The sequence below is a fragment of the Trichocoleus sp. FACHB-40 genome, from assembly GCF_014695915.1.
Lineage (GTDB): Bacteria > Cyanobacteriota > Cyanobacteriia > Cyanobacteriales > FACHB-T130 > Funiculus > Funiculus sociatus.
Genome location: NZ_JACJPF010000060.1, coordinates 70200 through 87867, shown reverse-complemented (window position 1 = coordinate 87867; position 17668 = coordinate 70200). Strand labels below are relative to the sequence as shown.

The 17668-nt window shown below is 45.5% G+C and carries 16 protein-coding genes and 1 pseudogene; 6 read left to right on the top strand and 11 right to left on the bottom strand.

Annotated elements, in window-relative coordinates; translation table 11 throughout:
• Positions 1–187 precede the first annotated feature (187 nt).
• Both H6F63_RS14045 and H6F63_RS14040 read left to right on the top strand, forming a co-directional pair.
• A complete protein-coding gene (locus tag H6F63_RS14045) occupies positions 188–1312 on the top strand; it encodes an RNA polymerase sigma factor, RpoD/SigA family (protein WP_190638228.1) in 1125 nt (374 codons plus the stop codon).
• 60 nt (positions 1313–1372) lie between these two features.
• Positions 1373–1894: a GNAT family N-acetyltransferase gene (locus tag H6F63_RS14040; protein WP_190638227.1), complete on the top strand. Its 522-nt coding sequence runs from the start codon at positions 1373–1375 to the stop codon at positions 1892–1894.
• Here H6F63_RS14040 and H6F63_RS14035 read toward each other — a convergent pair.
• The 6 genes from H6F63_RS14035 to H6F63_RS14010 form a co-directional block, all read right to left on the bottom strand.
• Entirely contained in the window at positions 1859–2554 is a 696-nt protein-coding gene (locus tag H6F63_RS14035; RefSeq protein WP_347276798.1) for a phosphate ABC transporter ATP-binding protein, read from the bottom strand. The genes H6F63_RS14040 and H6F63_RS14035 overlap by 36 nt on opposite strands.
• 224 nt (positions 2555–2778) lie before the next feature.
• Positions 2779–5403: an ATP-binding protein gene (locus H6F63_RS14030; protein ID WP_190638224.1), complete on the bottom strand. Its 2625-nt coding sequence runs from the start codon at positions 5401–5403 to the stop codon at positions 2779–2781.
• A gap of 2 nt (positions 5404–5405) precedes the next feature.
• Positions 5406–6410, bottom strand: coding sequence for an ABC transporter substrate-binding protein (locus H6F63_RS14025; protein ID WP_190638222.1), 1005 nt, complete (start codon positions 6408–6410; stop codon positions 5406–5408).
• Positions 6411–6444: 34 nt separating this feature from the next.
• On the bottom strand, positions 6445–7446 hold the full coding sequence (locus H6F63_RS14020) for an ABC transporter substrate-binding protein (RefSeq protein ID WP_190638220.1): 1002 nt from the start codon (positions 7444–7446) through the stop codon (positions 6445–6447).
• A gap of 34 nt (positions 7447–7480) precedes the next feature.
• On the bottom strand, positions 7481–8482 hold the full coding sequence (locus tag H6F63_RS14015) for an ABC transporter substrate-binding protein (protein WP_190638218.1): 1002 nt from the start codon (positions 8480–8482) through the stop codon (positions 7481–7483).
• A gap of 50 nt (positions 8483–8532) precedes the next feature.
• Complete coding sequence (locus H6F63_RS14010; protein WP_190638216.1) at positions 8533–9531, bottom strand: ABC transporter substrate-binding protein; 999 nt, start codon at positions 9529–9531, stop codon at positions 8533–8535.
• 487 nt (positions 9532–10018) lie between these two features.
• Between H6F63_RS14010 and H6F63_RS14005 the strand changes: the two genes are divergently transcribed.
• Positions 10019–10225, top strand: coding sequence for a glycogen debranching protein (locus H6F63_RS14005; RefSeq protein WP_190436177.1), 207 nt, complete (start codon positions 10019–10021; stop codon positions 10223–10225).
• 331 nt (positions 10226–10556) lie between these two features.
• Positions 10557–11123: a retropepsin-like aspartic protease gene (locus tag H6F63_RS14000; protein ID WP_190638215.1), complete on the top strand. Its 567-nt coding sequence runs from the start codon at positions 10557–10559 to the stop codon at positions 11121–11123.
• Between the two features lie 92 nt (positions 11124–11215).
• On the opposite strand, the pseudogene H6F63_RS31020 reads toward H6F63_RS14000, so the two are convergent.
• Together H6F63_RS31020 and H6F63_RS13990 are read right to left on the bottom strand one after the other, a co-directional pair.
• Positions 11216–11389: pseudogene (locus tag H6F63_RS31020) on the bottom strand (PD-(D/E)XK nuclease family transposase); the annotation flags it as partial.
• A 34-nt stretch (positions 11390–11423) separates the two neighbouring features.
• On the bottom strand, positions 11424–12512 hold the full coding sequence (locus H6F63_RS13990; RefSeq protein ID WP_190638213.1) for an NAD-binding protein: 1089 nt from the start codon (positions 12510–12512) through the stop codon (positions 11424–11426).
• A 101-nt stretch (positions 12513–12613) separates the two neighbouring features.
• Here H6F63_RS13990 and H6F63_RS13985 point away from each other — a divergent pair, with 101 nt between their 5' ends.
• Complete coding sequence (locus H6F63_RS13985; protein WP_190436186.1) at positions 12614–13291, top strand: TrkA family potassium uptake protein; 678 nt, start codon at positions 12614–12616, stop codon at positions 13289–13291.
• Here H6F63_RS13985 and H6F63_RS13980 read toward each other — a convergent pair.
• Positions 13288–14979 carry a sodium:proton antiporter gene (locus tag H6F63_RS13980; RefSeq protein ID WP_242019776.1) on the bottom strand — a complete coding sequence of 564 codons (1692 nt, stop codon included), beginning with the start codon at positions 14977–14979 and terminating at the stop codon, positions 13288–13290. The genes H6F63_RS13985 and H6F63_RS13980 overlap by 4 nt on opposite strands.
• Before the next feature lie 192 nt (positions 14980–15171).
• On the opposite strand from H6F63_RS13980, the gene H6F63_RS13975 reads away from it, so the two are divergent.
• Positions 15172–16458 carry an aspartate aminotransferase family protein gene (locus tag H6F63_RS13975; RefSeq protein ID WP_347276796.1) on the top strand — a complete coding sequence of 429 codons (1287 nt, stop codon included), beginning with the start codon at positions 15172–15174 and terminating at the stop codon, positions 16456–16458.
• A 48-nt stretch (positions 16459–16506) separates the two neighbouring features.
• Here H6F63_RS13975 and clpS read toward each other — a convergent pair whose 3' ends face one another.
• Positions 16507–16830 (bottom strand): ATP-dependent Clp protease adapter ClpS, encoded by a 324-nt coding sequence (gene clpS, locus H6F63_RS13970; RefSeq protein ID WP_190422493.1) that lies wholly within the window; start codon positions 16828–16830, stop codon positions 16507–16509.
• Between the two features lie 177 nt (positions 16831–17007).
• Positions 17008–17616, bottom strand: coding sequence for a hypothetical protein (locus H6F63_RS13965; protein ID WP_199298018.1), 609 nt, complete (start codon positions 17614–17616; stop codon positions 17008–17010).
• Positions 17617–17668: the final 52 nt, after the last annotated feature.

Here is a 17668-nt window from a genome sequence, read left to right as displayed (position 1 = left end):
AGCTGATTTGCTTAAGTCATTATCAGATAAATGAACAACAAAAATAGCAGAGAAGTAAAAAGGAGAAGTAAAAATTGAGCCTTGATTCTTTGCTTAGAGAGCTTGTCTTCAGTCCGTCATGGATATGTACAAAGAGAGCAATCATCTAAACACACTCGCTTTATCCAATACCGACTCAGACCTTGTTATGAATATTGCTGAACTGAACCCAAGTGACGTGGAATCTATATCTGATAGCGATTTTGCAGATATTCCCCAACACCATCTAGAGGAATCTGATGAAATAGGCAGTGTCGAAGCTGAAATCTCAGAAGAAGTGGATAAATTAGCGGCTGGCCGCCCTTCCGGCTACCGCAAAACGGTTTCCGACGACACAGTGGGAGCTTTCTTTAAAGAGATGGCACGCTATCCACTTCTGAAACCAGAGGAAGAAGTAGAATTAGCGCATCGCGTCCAATTTTTAGTAAAAATAGAGGCGCTTCAAGAAAAATTGCAAGAGGAGTTGGGACGCAAGCCTACAAAGGCAGAAATAGCAGCAGCAGATGGCATGACGGAAAGGCAGCTTGAGCATCACCTTTATCGCGGTAGAGTAGCGAAAAGGAAGATGATTCGCTCCAACCTGCGCTTGGTTGTTTCTATTGCTAAACGTTATTTAAATCGGGGCGTTCAATTTCTGGATTTGATTCAGGAAGGCGCACTCGGATTAAACCGCGCGACGGAAAAATTCGACCCAGACAAAGGTTATAAGTTTTCTACCTATGCCTATTGGTGGATTCGTCAGGCAATTACCCGGACAATTGCGAATGATGCTCGGACAATTCGCTTGCCAATCCACATTGTTGAGAAGCTGAATAAACTCAAAAAAGCACAGCGGGAATTAAAGCAAGAATTGCACCGCAATCCTACAGAAGAGGAAATGGCGAAGGCTCTAGAAATTGAGCCAAACCAGTTGCGGCAGTTGTTGCAGTTGCGGAGGCGATCCCTTTCTCTAAATCATCGCATAGGTAAAGGTGAAGAAACCGAACTGATGGATCTTCTGGAAGATGGTGATAACCAATCTCCCGAAGAACAAATGAGCGAAGCGATGATGCGTCAGGAAATTTGGGAAGTCTTAGGAGACGTTCTCACCGAGCGCGAAAAAGATGTCATCTCTCTGCGGTATGGTTTAACTAGCAGCGAACCCTACACATTAGAAGAAGTCGGCTGTTTGTTCAATCTTTCCCGCGAACGAGTGCGTCAGATTCAAAGCAAAGCAATGCGGAAACTGCGCCGTCCTCAAGTCGCTAAACGCTTGAAAGGCTGGCTTAGTTAAGTTATTAGCTAATAGCTAATGGTAATTTACAATTAGCTATTAGCTATTAGCTATTTACAAATGATCAATGATTTGAATTTGCGCCCAGCTACTCCAGCTGATGTGCCAGTGCTGTTTCGCTTGATTGAGAGGCTGGCAGAGTATGAAAAACTATCTCATGCTGTCACTGGCAACGTTAACGACCTGAAAGAACACTTATTCGGCTCTAAACCCTACGTGGAGGCGATTATAGCTGAATATAATGGGCAAGCGGTCGGGTTTGCCCTGTTTTTTCATAACTATTCGACGTTTCTCACTAAGCCGGGAATTTATCTGGAAGACTTATTTGTTCTCCCAGCATATCGTCGTCAAGGTATTGGTAAACAGATTTTTAGCTATTTGGCAAAGCTTGCAGTTGACCGTGGCTGCGGCCGGATGGAGTGGAGCGTGCTGGATTGGAATCAACCCGCGATCGCTTTCTATGAGCGCATTGGTGCAGATGTCTTACCCGACTGGCGGATTTGCCGAGTGGCTGGAGAATCCCTCACCAACCTAGCATCTGCACCATTAACCTCTTCTGCCAGTGACGTAGGCAGCCGTTAGAGGGTGCTGTGGGGATGCAAATACCTGGGTAACTGAACCGGATTCGATCAATTGTCCAGCGCCATCCTGAACCCAAAATAGCGCCACATCATCAGCAATGCGCTTTGCCTGTGCCAGATTATGAGTGACGACGAGAACCGTGTATTTACCGCGCAGATTAGCGATTAAATCCTCTACCACTTCACTAGAAAGCGGATCGAGGGCGCTGCAAGGCTCATCCATTAGGAGAACATCAGGTTTGAGCGCGATCGCTCTGGCAAGACACAGCCGTTGTTGTTGACCGCCGGAGAGGGCAAGGGCAGGAGATTTCAGCCTGTCCTTCACCTCATCCCATAAGCCGACATCACGCAAAGCATCCTCTACAACTTCATTGATTTTTTCTCGATTTTTCACTCCGTGTTCCTTAAGCGGAAATTCGATATTTCTGATAATTGAAAGCGGAAACGGGTTGGGTTTTTGAAATAGCATTCCCACGCGGCGACGCAATGAAATTACATCGATTTCTTGGACATCTTGATTTCCCAGCAGAATCTGCCCTGATAATCGACAGCTTGCAGTTAAATCGGTGAGGCGGTTCAGGCAAGTTAAAAAGCTAGTTTTGCCACAGCCGGAAGGACCGATAAGCGCTGTAATGCTACCAGATTTGACGGAGAAGGTGATATCTTTAAACGCTGATTTATTAGCATAAGACAGGCTTAAATTCTCAGTTTGTATTTCCGGTGGCTGAGTTGGGAGGTAAAGATTAAGGACGCAATTCCGGGAAGAGGGTTGGGGGTTAGGTTTTTAATAGCAGGTTGACAAAAACGGTGTACTATGTATATTTAATAGAGAATTAGTGGTATGAGATTGCTAAACGCGATCGCTCTCTTAAAAAAACACTTATTCTAAACTCTAATCGGAATCTTCATCGCCAATTCAGCCCCTTTTCCAGGTGCAGAAATACACTCTAAATTTCCCTTATGTTTTTCAACAATAATTTGGTAGCTAATCGCTAGGCCAAGCCCAGTCCCTTTACCAACAGTTTTTGTGGTGAAGAAAGGATCGAATAGTCTTTGCTTAACCTCTGGTGTAATACCTAAACCATTGTCTATAATCCGGATTTCTACTTGATTGCGGTCTACAACCTTGGTGCAAATCCGGATAGTGCCGGGATCGTCTTTTATTTCTTCTAGTGATCGCTTACGGTTGTACTCATCTAGAGAATCAATCGCATTCGTGAGTAAATTCATAAATACCTGATTGATTTGTCCGGCATAGCACTCGACCAAGGGCAATTCGCCATACTCTTTAATTACCTGAATTTCAGGATGCCCCGGTTTATTTTTGAGTTGATTTTGCAAAATCACCAGCGTACTATCAATGCCTTCGTGAATATCAACTTCTTTCATGTCCGCTTCATCCAAACGAGAAAAGTTTCTTAGAGAAAGAACAATTTGACGTATACGCTCAGCTCCCACTCTCATAGAGGACAAGATTTTCTGAAAGTCCTCGGTCAGGTAGTTCAGCTCAATGTCTTCAATATGCGTTTGAATTTTCGGGGCAGGATCGGGGTAATACTGCTGATACAAATCCAGCAATTGCAATAAATCTTGCAGGTATTCATTGGCAGGGGTAACGTTCCCATAGATGAAGTTAACCGGATTATTAATTTCATGGGCTACGCCAGCCACTAATTGGCCCAAACTAGACATTTTTTCGGTTTGAATCAATTGGGTTTGAGTTTGTTTTAACTCGTGTAGCGTTTGTTCCAACTCTTTAGCTTTGTCTCGGTATTTAGCTTCAGCTTTTTGAATTTTTTCAAATAAGCGAGCGTTTTCCCAAGCCGTAGCGATTTGTCCAGCCAAAGTGTTGAATGTATCAAGATCGGTTTGGCTGAAGCGATCGCTTTGGTAATCTTGGATATTAAGCACTCCCAAAAGCGTGCCACGACTGATCAGCGGGATTGCTACCTCGGAACCCCCTTGACCAGGTTGTAATTCTTTTTCTGTCAATACATTACTGATATCATCCACCCAGACGGGTTGGTGTGTTCTGGCGGCATGAGCGACAACAGAGCGATCGCACTCCAGCGAGATATAGGCACTTTCGTCTTGCCTGAGTATATCGTAACTGCCAGAATCAGCCCACCTAACCAGTTTGCTGTTTGTTGGATCTAATAGATATATCTGAACATAGTGTAAACCAAAGCGATTTTGCATCAGGGCGATCGCTTCCCGCAATAGCAGTTCCGGATCGAGAAGCGCTTTCGAGAGTTCGCTCACCGCTACTGTAACGTGCTGGCTCACTTCCAGTTCGTTAGTACGCTCTTCTAAGCCTTGCAGCAGTTTACCGACCTGCTGTGCCATATGATTGAAACTTGATGCTAAGATGCCAATTTCGTCCTTTGATTGGATCGAGCTACGAGCGTTGAGGTTGCCAGTAGTAAATTGCGTAACCGTGCTACTTAGGTAAATCAGCGGCTTAGCCAGCAGTTGTGCCATCGTAACAGCAGCGACGATCACAACCCCGGTAATAATTAGAGCCAGCAACAGCGTGTCGCGGATTTGGGCTTCGATTGGTGCAAGAAATACCGCTTCAGGCTGGACGAAAACCACAAACCACGGCTGCGTCTTTAACTTGGTAACTGCTGCTGCGTTCGGCTTATTACTTCTAGCGTCTAAGACGGTTGTAAAGTAAGGGGATGTTGCAGCGTTATCTAGACCTTGCTCAAAAGTAGGCAAATTTGTTGACAGGTCTGCCATTTTCCCCTGCGGCAACCGTCCTTCTGCTTGCAGAGCTTTCACTTGGCCAGGTGGCAGGGGCGTGACTGATTTAAAATTTAACTCAGGTGCATTGCCTTGAGCTAAACGGATATGGTACTCGTCCAGCAAAATCGCCAAGGATGCGGTTCCTCTCACCAGGTCGGTATTTTGGCTAACCAATCGCTGGACAACAGCAGCGTTATAACGAATACGCAAGACACCGATGATATTTCCCGACGCATTTCGTATCGGGCTACTGAAGTACAAACCGATGTCATTACTACTTGGAGAAAACTGGATGGGCGAGACATAGGGTAAGCCAGTTTTGAGCGGTTTCTGAAAGTAATCCCAGTCAGATTTATCTATACCGATATCTGGTGTATAGGTATCAATTACATCTCGCCCCTGACGATCGAGCAGCGCGTATGACGAGATATTCAAAGTATCTTTACGGCTGAGCGAACGTAAAGCGCCCTCGACTTCTGCGGCGATACTTTGTCTCTGATTAGTAGGTAAACTTAAGTACTTGCTGAAGACTGGCAACTGTGCCTCCACTCGTACAGCGTCTAGATTAGAGTTAATAAAAGCATCAATACTGAGAGCAGTTTGGGTGGCTGCTGCTAAGAGGGTTTGATTAGCATTGTCCGTCAACACTTTTTGCGTGGCTCGCTGATTCAAGAATGCCAGTACCAGCAAGGGAAGGAGCGCCACACCCAAGAAAGAAAAGATCAGCTTATTGCGTAGGGTAGAAAGTTGGAAATGTTTCACGGTCAATTTACCTTTTGTAACTGCTGCACAAAGGACGGATCGATTAGTTTTTGAATATCCGGTGCAGCGCTTAGCCCTCCGGTACGAGTATAAAAGTCGGCGTACAATTTGGCTGTATGATACAGCGACTCTGTTGTCAAACCTGGAGTAAATGCCTTTAAGTTGTCTTGCAAAGTAAACAACTGGATGCCATCTGTTGAAATGGTTTCAGGTTTAATTTTCAGGGTTTTGGCAATTATTGCTTTGCTTTCTTCTGGATGGGCTTTCCAGTAATCTTGGGCTTGGAACCAAGCTCGAATAAATGCCTTCACATCTTGAGGGCGATCGCGTAGCACATTGCTGTGAAACATGATCACATCTGGAATCAACCCAGGCGTCTGCTTACTGGTGAATAGCACTTTAGCCCCAGATTTGACTGCTTGAGACAAATAGGGCCCCCAGGTTTGCCCCGCTTGAATTTCACCACTTTTTAAGAAACCTGGAATTGCTTCCGCTTCTATATTGACTAAGCTGACATCTTGAGTAGAAAGACCTTTAGTTTCTAGTATCTTGGTGACAAACAGTTCTCCAAAATCATTTAACTTAGTGCCGATCCGCTTACCCTTCAAATCAGCCACGCTTTTTATATCGCGCTGAGCTACCATTGCGTCAGCACCCGCTGATTGGTCAGTGACTAAAACAATTTTTGCATCTGGGTTTTGCCCAAGGGTACTCATAACGCTACCTAATGGCAGCGCAACCCCATCATTTTTATTAGCACTGAAGTTAGACAGGGGTAGGAGATAGTTTTCTGAAAAAATGGGTTCGACTTTAACACCCTGCGCTTGGAAGAACCCTTTTTCTTGGGCGATCGCCATCGGAAACTGTCCAGCCCAAAGATTATATCCGACCCTAAGAGGCAAAGACTGTGAGTGGGAAGTAACTAATGTTGTCGTGCTATTGCAGGCGGTGATTAGCACAATGCTGAGTAATACAAGAGATACAAAGCGTAGCAATCGATATTTCATGATAAAACCTGTTTATGTGTGTGACTGAACGCGGTCAATTTCCCGATTGCAACTGCTGCACAAAAGACGGATCAATCAGTTTTTGAATATCTGGCTGACTGTTTAACCCTCCGGTGCGAATATAGAAGTCGGCGTACAATTTGGCGGTATGGTACAACGACTCGGTGGTTGAACCGGGAGTAAACGCTTTTAAGTTGTCTTGTAAGGTGAACAACTGGACTCCATCGGTGGAAACTTCTTCAGGTTTGATGGATAGGGTTTTAGTAATCAGTGCTTTACTTTCTTCGGGATTTGCCTGCCAGTAATCTTGAGCTTGGAACCAAGCGCGAATAAAAGCTTGAATGTCTTTTGGGCGATCGCGTAATACCGAAGTGCGAAACGCGATGACATTCGGAAGCAATCCAGGGGTTTGCTTAGTGCTAACTAGCACCTGCGCTCCGGCTTTAACTGCTTGCGATGTGTATGGTTCCCATGTATTTCCAGCTTGAATATCACCGCTTTCTAAACGCGCTGGAACCGATTCCGGTTCTACATTGACTAGGGTCACGTCATCAGTAGTGAGGCGATTTTTCTCCAGCAGCGTGGTGACAAATAATTCTCCAAAATCCCCTAATTTAGTGCCGATCCGCTTGCCCTTTAAGCCGTTCATGCTTTTAATATCGCTTTGCACCACCAAAACGTCTGCGCCAGCCGATTGATCCGTTGCCAGAATAATCTGCACGTCTGGGTTTTTCCCAATAATGTTCATGATGCTACCCATTGAGGTAGCTATCGCGTCAGATTTGCCAGCACTGAAGGTAGAAATTGATTGTAGATAGTTTTCTATATACACGGGTTCGATTTTCACCCCTTGCTCTTGGAAGAAACCTTTTTCGTGAGCGATCGCTATTGGAAAATTCCCAGACCAAAGATTGTAGGTAACTCTCAGGGGCGGTTGTTCTGGGCGAGAAGTCACTGTTGTCGAGCCATTGCAAGCTGTGACGAGTACAATGCTGAGTAATACAAAAGATACAAAGCGTAGCAATCGATATTTCATCCTAAAACCTGTTGATGTGTGTGACTAAATGCGGTCAACTTCCTGGCTGCAACTGCTGCACAAAAGACGGATCGATCAGTTTTTGAATATCTGGCGCAGCAGTTAATCCTCCAGTGCGAATCGAGAAATCGGCGTACAATTTGGCGGTATGGTACAACGACTCTTCTGTGGAACCTGGAGTAAACGCTTTTAAGTTTTCTTTTAAGGTGGACAACTGAATGTTATCGGTTGAAACGGTCTCAGGTTTAATCTTCAGCCGCTTAGCAATCAGTGCTTTGCTTGCTTCTGGGTTGGCTTTCCAGTAATCTTGGGCTTGGAACCAAGCTCGGACAAATGCTTTTATCTGTCCAGGGCGATCGCGTATTACATTGCTGCGAAATAAGATGACATTCGGAATCAACCTAGGCGTTTGCTTACTGGTAAATAGTACCTGCGCTCCGGCTTTCACTGCCTCTAATGTGTAGGGATACCAAGTTTGTCCGGCTTGAATATCACCGCTTTTTATGTGTGCTGGAATCGCTTCCCCTTCTATATCGACTAGCGTCACGTCATCGGTCGTAAGACCATTACTCTCCAGCATCTTGACAACAAACAATTCTCCGTAGTCGCCTAACTTCACGCCGAGTCGCTTGCCCTTCAAATCAGCCACACTTTTAATATCGCGTTGCACCACTACGGTGTCAGCACCAGCCGATTGATCGGTTTCCAGAACAATTTGTATATTTGGGTTTTTCCCAATGATGCTCATAACACCACCCAATGTTACGATGATGCCATCATATTTACCTGCACTAAAATCAGAGACAACCCCTAAATAGTTTTCTGAATACACAGGTTCAACTTTCACCTCTTGAGCGGCAAAAAATCCTTTTTCTGAAGCGATCTCCATCGGGAAATATCCTGGCCACAGATTGTAGGCAATTCGCAGGGGTGGAAGCTCAGGCTTAGAGTTTGTAGAGGTTGTGCCATTGCAGGCTGTAACCAGCACAATGCTGAGCAATAAAAGAGACACAAAACGGATAAACCGAGATTTCATACAGAAAAACTGTTAATTTTTCATTGAATGGGGTGATGTTGCCTGTTATGTCAACTTCCTGGCTGCAACTGCTGTACAAAAGACGGAACAATCAGTTTTTGAATATCTGGCGCAGTGCTTAGCCCTCCGGTGCGAATATAGAAGTCGGCGTACAATTTGGCGGTATGGTACAACGACTCGGTTGTAGAACCGGGAGTAAACGCTTTTATGTTGTCTTTTAAGGTGTACAACTTGACACCCTCAGTGGAAACTTCTTCAGGTTTGATGGAGAGCGTTTTCGCAATCAGCGCCTTACTTTCTTCGGGATTTGCCTGCCAGTAATCTTGAGCTTGGAACCAAGCGCGAATAAAAGCTTGAACGTCTTTTGGGCGATCGCGTACTACGGAGGTGCGAAACACAATTACAGTTGAAATTAAGCCGGGTGTATCCTTACTGCTGAATAATACTCGCCCTCCCGATTCGGTAACTTCAGATAAATACGGTTCCCAAGTATGTCCTGCTTGAATATCACCGCTCTTAAAACGTGCTGGAACCGCTTCTCCTTCTACGTTGACTAGGGTTACATTATCGGTAGTCAAACCATGTTTCTGGAGCATTTCGCTCACAAATAATTCTCCTTCGCCTAACCTGACTCCGAGCCGCTTGCCCTTCAACTCAGGGACACTTTTAATATCTGGGCGAACTACAATTGAGTCCGAACCAGCCGATTCATCGGTTGCCATCACAATCTGCACATCTGGGTTTTTCCCAATAATGTTCATCAGGCTACTTACTGTGATGGCGACTCCATCATATTTTCCAGCAGCGAACTCAGACACCGAATCTAAAAAGTTTTGGATATAGACGGGTTTGACTTTCACCCCTTGAGCCGTGAAGAATTCTTTTTCAGATGCGATCGCTATCGGAAACAGCCCAGTCCAGCGATTGTAGCCGACTTCCAAGGGCGGCTGTTCTGGGCGGGAAGTTACGGTTGTCGTGCCATTACAAGCTGTGACGAGTACCAGGCTTAGTAAGAAAAGGGACGCAAAGCGGAGAAGTCGAGATTTCATGAAACTAAATTTGTGACTGAACTAGAGTCCTACTGCCTTTCGCAGTTAACCTAATAGGATGGCGATTCTTAACTCCTTCGCTTGTCTTGGGGATGGATCGCTGTCCAGAACGCTTGGTAACGTTTCCCTCCCTTGAGCCAATTGAGTGATGCGCTAAGAAGGCTACCGCTTCCGGTTCCTTTCTTAGAATTCCCAATTTTGTCTAAGATTTAACGGTGGTATTGTATATCTGTGGTTAATGGTATTGGTATCAATGCAGGTCAATCAGTTACACAACTGAATCCACAATTGCAAAACACCTTTGCCTTGCGATTACGGTCTGGTGTATGAGATAACACGACTTGGTATAAGTAGATTAAGCACAAATCAATATAAAATCCCTCGAACAAGCGCGAGTGCAGCCCTTGAGGTAAGCGATTTTTCTTGAGTTGAACAAATAACTCTACTCAACCAGTCCATCCATTTAAAATTCAGGGGGAATGGCCTAATGACGATTTGGGTAAACGAACAGATCGACCCGTCTGGTATGATCCATGCCTGCATTGCCTGTTGTGATGAGGAGCAGGCAAAAGATTGTCATGATTCCTATAAACAGAACTTGACTGAAGTTCAAAAATGTGCAGGTTGGATTGCTAGATTGCGAACAGTCGATTCTTGGGACGAAGTGCCAGTTAACGCCCTAAAGCTAGATTAATAATCGATGAAAGCTCTTGTTTATTAGCTCTTGCGTCAGGGGTGCGATTGGGATCATCTGGAGTTTGGCAAATTTATTTGCTAATTAATCTGGAAAACTGCAACTTCACTTGTAGATAAATTTGGATCTTCTGACTTTGTGGCGATAAACAAAAGTGACTACTGATGTCATGCCGCTCCTGAGAAGTTAGGTATTTCTTGTTACTGTTTTTACCATAACTTCAGTAAAGCCAAACAGTTGTTGCTTACGCGAATTGCAAGTTCAGCGTAGTGTAAAATTCAGTTTTGTAAAACTCACTTTTTGACGCTCTTGAGCGCATCTATTACACACTATGATGCAAAAACATTCTCGATTTGGTGCCACACTCCTTTTACTATCTGGCACACTAGCATTTACCACTGTTGCCTATAACAGTTATGGGGACACCTCTGAAAAAGTTTTAGCAGCTGCTTTAGACTCATCTCTAAATGAACGTCCCGCAAGCACAAACCAATTGGTTCAAAGAAGAGAGCGTTTGGAACAAAGAAGGAACCAACAGATATTTGAAGTTCCAATTATAGGACGGCAGTCGGGAATACCCGTAGTTGAAGTTACTTTTAACAACAGGCGTAGATTCCCGATGATGGTAGATACTGGGGCAAGTGTAACAATAATTACCCCACAGATGGCAAATCAAATAGGGTTTCGCAAGACTGGTACAACACGAGTAAAAGTAGCTAATGGTGAGACTATTGAAGTACCAGTAGGACGTGTATCTTCTATTGACGTAGGCGGTGCTGTAATAGAAGATTTTACAGTTTTAGTAGCCGGAGCGCCACTTTTAGGACAAAACTTTTTCAGCGGTTATAACGTGACGATGCGGCAAAACATGATCGTGTTTAGAGAACGGCGGCGGTAAAAAGGTAAAAGGTAAAAGGTAAAAAAGTCCTTCTTTTTACCTTTTACCTTTTATTAGCCCAAAATTGAAAAAGATTTTGTTTACTATTGCACTTTTAAGCCAGAAACGCGGGGAACTTGATAAGGATGGATGATTTTTAAATCTTTGATGACAGGTTGAGCATCATAGAGGAGAGCATTTAAGAAACTGATTAGAAGCTCCTTACTTTGCGGAGAACCAAAGATTTTCTTGAAAGCATAATCAGTTTTAGGATTAATGAAGGTAATAATTGGTAATTAGTAATTGGACATAAGCTTAATTTTAAGTGTGTTTAGGTGGGCGGAACTTGCGGGAACTGATGGGAATAAGAATTTGACTGAGCATTCGTAATTGTTCAGCAGTACCCATGCAAATTAGTAAATCTTTAGGCATTAATTGAGTTTCACCAGTGGGGCCGCCAATAAGAGTGCCATCAGCGCGACGAATCGCGAGAACTAAAGCACCAGATTGCGATCGCAACCTCGCTTCCCTTAAAGATTGCCCGACAACCGGACAACTTTGGGGATCGATTAAGAACTCTTCCATATAAAAAGCCCGATCTGTCCCCGTGAGAATCCCATCCACAAAATCCATCACCTGGGGTCTAAGGGCAGCAGCAGCCATGCGCCTACCGCCAGTAATATAAGGAGAAACAACAGCATCAGCCCCGGCGCGTTGCAACTTTTGTACAGCTTCTTCCGTACTAGCACGCGCGATCGCGCGAATTTGCGGATTCAGCGTTTTTGCCGAAAGCACCGTATAAAGATTTTCCGCATCCGAAGGTAACGCCGCCACCAAACAAATCGCCCGCTCAATTCCTACCCGATGCAGAGTATCATCCAGAGTAGCATCGCCCTGTACGGCAATATAACCCAGCCCCTGCGACTCCTCTACTTGCTCTGGCTGAGAGTCAATAATCACAAATGGGATGCCCTCGGCAGCAAATTCTACAGCAATGTGCCGCCCGGTGCGACCAAATCCGCAAAGGATGTAATGTTCATTTAAGGAATCCACCAAACGCCTCCGTTGCCTCAGTAGTATTCCTTCTTGAAAGTAGCCTTGGATCAGGGCTTCTGTAAACCGATTGACGATATAACCAATGCTGATCACACCCATCAAAATCAGGGTAATGGTAAACAGCCGACCGCGATCGCCTAAAGGATTAGTTTCCCCATACCCCACAGTTGCCAGGGTGATCACAGTCATATAAGCCGCGTCTGACCACGACCAGCCTTCAACCAGCTTATACCAGAGAGTGCCGCCGAGGGCTACGCCGCCGAGAGCGATCGTCCCGCCAATTAGCTCTTGGCGGATACGTCGATATTTTTGTTCAAGTGCTGTCCGAGAATCGCGTACAGTTCCTGTACTCACTTAGATCAAAATAGGGGTAAAAAAAATGAGGATTCCATCGCAGGATAACTGTTCCCAACTTGTAAAGTGAAACATAAAGTCAACATTCGTAGAGATAAACTATGTACGTACTCATTGGCGGAGCCGGACTTGTTGGGTTGGATTTGGCGCAACGGCTGGTAGAACTGGGGCATACCGTCGCCGTAATTGATATCGATCCGAGTGCCTGCCGTTATGCCCGCGAAGAAGTCGGCGCAATGGCTTTTGAAGGCAGTGCTGTCAGTACCGAAGTGCTATTAGAAGCCGGGATTCACAAAGCTGATGCCGTAGCAGCCGTTCTCCGGCACGATGCCTTAAATCTAGCAATGGTCACTCTCGCTAAACACTACGGCGTTTCCCATATTGTGAGTCGAATGCGCCACCGTGATTTTGCCGAACCTCTACGCCTTGTCGGGGCTTCTCATATCATCAGTACCGTCGATTTGGGAGTTTCCACAATGGTGAATGCGATTGAGTATCCGCAAGTAGAATCAATGATGCACTTTGAGCAGGGTCAAATAGAAGTTTTAAAACTCTCGATTCCAGAAAAGTGCTATGTTGTCGGTCGTACCCTTGCTGAAATCGCTCAAGAACCCCAATTTCCTACGGGATCTTTAATTATTGGTTATCAATCCCATCCCCACATGGATTTAGAGATTCCCAACGGCAGTACAGTGTTAGAGCCGGGAGCGACGATATTAATGGTAACGAAGCCAGGATCATTACATCAAGCCATCGATTTTATCAACGGTTGCACCTAATCATCTTCTAGTTTCATCAGTTGTTCATCAATCATTTTTATCCGCCCTTGCACGATTTCCTCAGAAAGAATTCGCTGCCGAATTGCCTCATTCAACGCCCCTTTTTCTGCCAATAGCAATCGTCGTCTAATCGCGTCAAGTTTTGAGCGATCGCCTTCAACTAATTCTCCCGGACGACGATTATAAAGATTCCGCAGCGCTTTTTCTGCCCCTGCCACTCGCACCTGATATGCGGCTCGGATTTCTTCATAAACACTTTTTGGCAAAACTCCTTTTTTCAGGAGACTATCCAGTTCATCTTGAGCTGCCTTAGAAGCAATCAACTGAGCTTGCAATTCCTCAACCTGCTGGCGAGAATCTGAGAAATGGGATAGCTGCAACCGCCGTACAAACCAAGGTAAACTTACGCCCTGCCCTACGAGAGATATCAGCACCGCACCAAACACTAAGGCGATCAACTGCTCTCGCCCCGGTAGTGTTGTAGGTAAACTGAGGGCAAGAGCCATTGAAAGAGAGCCTTTGATGTTACCTAAAAATAGGACGTGCTGCCAACGCAATGGAATCGGACGGTCAAACAAACGCACCCCAGCCAATAACGGATAGACAGTGATAACTCGCGCAATTTGGTAAGCCAAAACCGCAAGCAGAACCGCTGGCAAAGTCCTCCAGAACGTCACCGGGTTTATTTCTACACCAATCAGCAGAAAAATAAAGGTATTGACCGCAAAACTGGCATAGTCCCAAAAACTCAACAACGCAATTCGCTCGGAAGCAGACGTGCTGCGAGAAAGTCCAATATTCCCGAAAATTAATCCAGCCACAACCACAGCCACAGCACCGGATACCCCTAAAGATTGCCCAATCTGGAAGGTTCCTAATGCAACTGCAACTGTTAGTAAGAGACTGCTAAGGGGGTCGTGTAAACGAATAAATACAGGTATGCTTAAGTAGCCCAAGACTAAGCCGACGAGACTGCCTCCTACGGCAACAAATAACAGTTGTTGGATTCCTTCTAATACCGTGAGCGAACCTGTCGAATAAACTGCCAGAATCAGGTTAAATGAAACTAGGGCAGCGGCATCGTTGAATAGGGTTTCTCCTTCAACGATGGTGGAAAGCCGGGAGGGTACAGGTATCTCCTTAAAAACGGCAATCATTGAAACTGTATCAGTGTTTGCGAGAATGACTCCAATTAGTAGCGCCGGTATCCAATCTAGCCCCAGCCCAAATTTCAACAGAACGGCAATAATCGCAGAAGAAAGTAAAGCCCCTGGGCCAGCTAAGAGGGCAATTGGTTTAAATGTGCTTCGGAGACGGCTGACATCTGTATTGATGCCAGCTTCAAAGATGAGAATTGGCAGGAAAAGATTCAACACCAGGGAAGGATCTAGTCCAATCCGACGAGAAAATAGCTCCGTAATCGGCAAACCTGCCAACACTAAACCCGTGACGTAGGGAACGCGAAGCCGCTGTGTCACTAGGGCAACAACTGTGGCAATTAGCAGGAGAATAATCAGAATCGGGACTAATTCTGCAATGTTTGCTTGAGGCTGTTGGCTGGTTTGGTTAAGATTAGCGAGAATAAACGGCTGCGGAAAGCACCAGACGGGGGGTTTCGCTAAGGATAATAGACGCATCATCTGATTTAGCTGATTGGTACAAACAAACGTGAGGAGCGATCGCAGCATTCCACGCTCCAGTTTACATTTACAGATGTAGAGTTTTCGCAGTTACGTTAGCACAGAGCGATCGCACCAGCAACCAGTATTTTTAGATGTAATAATTGCTTTGTCATGGTTTGATGTTCCGTTTAGACAAAACTTTTTGAGAATTCCCATTAAGATGCGAAATAACCATAAAAAATTCACCAGGAGTAACCAGTGATAGAAACTCTCATTCAAGATCCGTCAATACCAGCCGAGTCAGGGCCAGTAGTATCTTCCCCCTACGATCCAGCAGGCTTTAACGAGTCTGTGATGACCACCTACGGGCGGTATCCCATCGCTTTAGAACGGGGTGAAGGTTGCCGTCTGTGGGATACCGAGGGACGCGAGTACCTGGACTTTGTAGCCGGGATTGCTACCTGTACTCTAGGACACGCTCACCCAGCCTTGGTGGAAACAGTAACGCGGCAAATTCAGACTCTGCATCACGTTTCTAACTTGTATTACATCCCCGTGCAAGGGGAACTGGCAAAATGGCTAATTGAGCATTCTTGTGCTGATCGGGCGTTTTTCTGCAACTCTGGGGCTGAAGCGAACGAAGGAGCGATTAAACTAGCTCGGAAGTACGCCCACACGGTAAAAGGGATACAAAAGCCGATTATTTTGACTGCTCACGCCAGCTTCCACGGGCGCACTCTAGCAACAATTACCGCCACAGGTCAACCGAAGTATCAGAAGAATTTTGACCCGTTGATGCCGGGATTTTTCTACGTGCCATACAACGATATTGGGGCGATCAAGAATGCGATCGCTACCCTCGACGAAGGCGATCAAGCCGTCACCGCAATTATGCTGGAAGCCTTGCAGGGAGAAGGCGGCGTGCGTCCCGGCGATGTGGAATACTTCCAAGAATTGCGGAAAATATGCGATGAGAACGGCATCTTGCTAATTTTAGATGAAGTGCAAGTTGGCATGGGTCGCAGCGGCAAATTCTGGGGATATGAAAATCTGGGAATTGAACCGGATATCTTCACTTCTGCTAAGGGATTAGGCGGTGGCATCCCGATTGGTGCCACAATGTGCAAGAAGTTCTGTGATGTCTTCCAGCCGGGAGATCATGCCAGCACCTTTGGCGGAAATCCTTTTGCTTGTGCTGTAGCTTTAACTGTTTGTCAAACCCTAGAGAAAGAAAATCTGCTTGCTAATGTGCAAGAACGCGGCGAACAGTTAAGAGCAGGGTTGAAAGCGATCGCATCTAAATATCCCGACCAAATTAGCGAAGTGCGCGGTTGGGGTTTAATTAACGGTATGGAATTAAATACCGAAACTCAGCTAACGAGTGCTGATGTCGTCAAAGAAGCGATCGCTAACGGTGTGTTACTCGTCCCCGCAGGCCCCAAAGTAATCCGCTTTGTCCCGCCGCTAATTGTATCAGCTCAAGAAATAGACCAAGCCTTGCAAGCAGTTGAAAAAGCAATGGCAACAATTATAGCTAATGGCTAATGGCTAATGGCTAATGGCTAATTGTTTATTAGCCATTAGCTATCTTTTTTACGCCGCTTCCAGAGGAGCCATAGTTAACCCAGCGCGAGAAAGTTGCTCGTGGTAAAGTTCGGCTTGCTCTTGGGGGCCAACCCAAACGAGTGCTTGACCTTCAAAGTGGACTTCGTAGGTGTGTTCCCAAGCGCGATCGCTGGTCATCTGGGGAATATACTTCACCAAGCACTCGTGAACGTGTTCAAACGTATTGAAATCATCGTCCAACACGATGACTTTGTAATTGGGATATTGTTTGCGGACAACTTGACTAGACCGTTCAGGAGCTTGAATTGGTGCAGAGGCGATCGCGTCAACCGCTGAAAGTCTGCTAGTCATAAGGCAGTTTCCGAAAATACTTTAACAAAATTAACTTACAGCTATTTATCTCATTTTAACGATTTATTACAGAAATCCCGCAAACCAAAGCCTAACCTCCCCCAACTTCTAGGCTGGCGACGCTTCGGGTAATACGTCTCCCACCACGCTTGTCTGGCATTTTAAATTTTTTATCCCTTAAAAGCGCCCTACCAAATCCTGTTGAAGTACCTGTACAGAGCCAATCGCTATCTGAACCAGAGGCCACCCCACCAAACAGATGGACGCCGCCCAAACCGTAGTAATATCTAAACCTTGGCGTACTGCAACAATAACAGCCAGCAAACTCCAGACAGATAGCCCCAACTCAATACCCCGCCCAAGCAAAGGAATCAACGTTAAGAAGTTCAGCACTTGGGGAGCATAGGCAAAGCCAATCGGAATCAGCAAATCTCCAAACGCTACGTGATTCGGCTTTAGCCAATCCCCGATCTTGGAGATAGTTAGAGTCCAAAAATAATAGCCTGCCATGACGCTGATGCCATCTATCAAAAGTGCGACAACCAGCACAGGAAGCGATGCCCGATTAATTAATAAAATGACTGCACTGCCCAAGGCGTGAGACACTGCGGCGAAAATCACCATTGTGCGGGCTATGCGATTCGTTGTTGGATTATTGGGAGCATTTTCATAAAAATTTGCATCCAAAGAGAGGGCCTTCCAAAGCGTCTTTCCAAAACTGCCTTTTGATTTCTGGTCACTCACGTTGAATCCCTGCGATCGCAATTGCTGACAACTTGATAGCATACAGTTTCAGACAGCAGATTACAAAAAAAAGTTCAACCTTTGCGGCATGATA